Origin of the sequence: Methanocalculus sp., from assembly GCF_029762515.1 — an archaeon.
Taxonomy (GTDB): domain Archaea; phylum Halobacteriota; class Methanomicrobia; order Methanomicrobiales; family Methanocorpusculaceae; genus Methanocalculus.
In genome coordinates this window covers 1-2,413 of record NZ_JARVGN010000356.1, presented here as the reverse complement: position 1 = coordinate 2,413, position 2,413 = coordinate 1, and the positions used below count along the sequence as shown (strand labels likewise).

Genomic DNA, 2,413 nt, shown 5'->3' with positions numbered 1-2,413 from the left:
GATCCTGGTATCGGCTGTGCCGGGCGTGGCATCATCGCAACCTTCCAGCTCCTCGAGAAGCTCGGTGCGTTGAGAGGGGATCTGATTGTCTATGATGTGCTGGGTGATGTCGTCTGTGGCGGGTTTGCAATGCCGATGCGGGAAGGATATGCAGAAGAGGTCTATCTTGTCACTTCGGGAGAGCTGATGAGCCTCTATGCGGCAAACAATATTGCAAAAGCGATCTCCCGTCTCAGTGCAAATAAGCGGAGCAAAGTCCGGCTTGCCGGTGTGATCGGCAATGGGAAGAATATCGAATGCGAGGATGAGCTGATCTCTGAGTTTGCAGAAGCAATAGGATCGCAGATGATTGCATTCATTCCCCGGTCAAAAACCGTCACACAGGCTGAACTGAATAAGAAGACCGTGATCGAGTATGCTCCGGCTTCACCCCAGGCCGAGGTCTACCGGGGCTGTGCAGAGGCCATTCTTCTGAATACGGAGTTCTCAATTCCGACACCACTATCAATCGATGATCTTGAATCGCTCGCCTATCGATATCTCAAGGAGTGAGGGCTGCACCTTAACGGGTGTCCTCTCGGTGACCGGTTTTCTGGAAGATGCAGTGACGGTGATCCATGGCCCTTCAGGGTGTACTCACCACAATGCCTCACTCCTGCATGCCTCGTTAGCCGAGATCGATGAGGTGAAGATCCCCTGCTTTCTCTCGAGTAATATCAACGAGGAGGAGGTAATATTTGGCGGTGAACAAGCACTGCTGGATGCGCTGGATGCCGCAGAAGCACGGGATCCCTCTCTGATATGTGTTGTATCCACCTGCATTGCCGACACGATCGGCGATGACACTGCCGCACTCTGCAGGCAGAAGCGGGGTGTGCCGGTCATTTATATTCCCGGTGCTGGTTTTCTCGGGGGAGGTTTCTCCGAGGGAATTCGAAACGCTCTTGCTGCCCTTCTCAATCTTGCAGATGAGACCGGAGAAAGAGCAGGTGAAGAAATTTTGATTGTCGGGGAGAAGAATCTCGAATACGAGGCTGAAGAAAATTTTAATGAGATCACCCGACTCCTCTCCCTCCTTGATCTTGCTCCCGGCATCCGGTTCGTCCGGCATTCGTCTGTTTCAGACTGCCAGAAGATCGGCTCCGCACCGATGGCTATCCTGCGCGAATCCTCCCTTCAGCCGGTCGGCTCCATCCTGGGCAGCCGCTTTCATATCCCCATCATCCCCGGTTTTCCGGTTGGAACGGATGGTACTTCTGCTTTCCTCAAGCAACTTGGAGCATGTACCGGAATCGATCCCGGTTCGGCACTCCGGGATGAAGAAGGGCTGATCAGTGACCTCTATAGCAGCTTCGATGATCTCCGGTGCGAGTCCGTCCGGCTGAATAGAACAGGTGCAGATCCACAAACGGTTTTTGCAGCTGAATCTGCACTCGGAGCCCTTCAGATGAAAGAGGTGTCAGGTAGCCATCTCCTTCCCCTGCCCTATGATCCACCTGTTGGAATCGCCGGAACCAGGCGAATGCTCAACTCATGGAGGAGGAGTCTTTCCCGTGCCTGAATGTATAAACCCCGTCTGGCCCTGTGCCCTTACCGGTGCAGTCTCTTTTCTGGCTGGATTTGGCGACCTTGCGGTTGTGATTCATGGCTCAAGCGGCTGTTATTATTACCCGAAATCGCTCGTCAAGAGACCGCTTCATGGTTCCTTTATCCTGCATGATGAGGTGATCTTTGGAACAGGTGCCCGCCTCCGGTCAGTTGTCTCGGAGGTTCTGGAGGCGGGAGCCGGACGGGTGGCAGTCGTCAACTCCTGTGTTCCTGCGCTGATGGGTGAGGATCTCGCCTCGGAACTGGACGATCTTCCTGTTCTCATTGTTGATTCTCCTGGTTTTCTCGGAGATGCCGAAGCCGGATTTACACTGGCAGCCGAAACACTCCTGAAGGAGGCAGAGATTACAGCTACCGGGGTGAATCTTGGGGGGATCTGCCTCCTCGATCCCTTCTGGCGTGGGAATATGCATGAATCAAAACGAATTCTTGCGATGGCCGGGATACCGGCCGGAGTGATCCTCTCACATGATCAGTTGAAATCGCTCAGGAATGCCGCACCGATGACGGTTACGGCAAATCCTGATTATACAGCTCCGCTTGGGCGTTCCTGCGGCTCGCTCCTTGGGCTCTCCTCCCTGAAGCAGACCCTGACGGATGCAGCTGATACGATCCCCGGTGCAGATCCAACACCGGTTCTTGAAGAGTGTGAGAGGGCTGAAGAGATGGTTATTGCCGCTTGTGAGAAGTACCTGCGAAGGAACGATCCCCCTGTTGCCGCACTCTGTGCACAGTCCGGGTATGCAGCATTCTTTGCAGAACTCCTTGTGAGGTATCTCGGATCAGAGCAACCACTCATCCTTCC

The 2,413-nt window shown here is 54.2% G+C and carries 3 protein-coding genes; all 3 read left to right on the top strand.

Annotation, left to right across the window (positions count from 1 at the left end; translation table 11 throughout):
• A partial coding sequence (locus tag QCH34_RS10835) for a nitrogenase iron protein (protein WP_300334024.1) occupies positions 1-552 on the top strand: 552 nt, incomplete at its 5' end.
• Positions 512-1,561, top strand: a complete 1,050-nt coding sequence (locus QCH34_RS10830) for a nitrogenase component 1 (RefSeq protein ID WP_300334022.1) — start codon at positions 512-514, stop codon at positions 1,559-1,561. The genes QCH34_RS10835 and QCH34_RS10830, both read left to right, overlap by 41 nt.
• A partial coding sequence (locus QCH34_RS10825) for a nitrogenase component 1 (RefSeq protein ID WP_300334020.1) occupies positions 1,554-2,413 on the top strand: 860 nt, incomplete at its 3' end. The genes QCH34_RS10830 and QCH34_RS10825, both read left to right, overlap by 8 nt.

Coding starts and splice junctions, on each gene's coding strand:
- QCH34_RS10830 (WP_300334022.1), top strand. CDS start 512: ATGATCTTGAATCGCTCGCCTATCGATATCTCAAGGAGTGAGGGCTGC.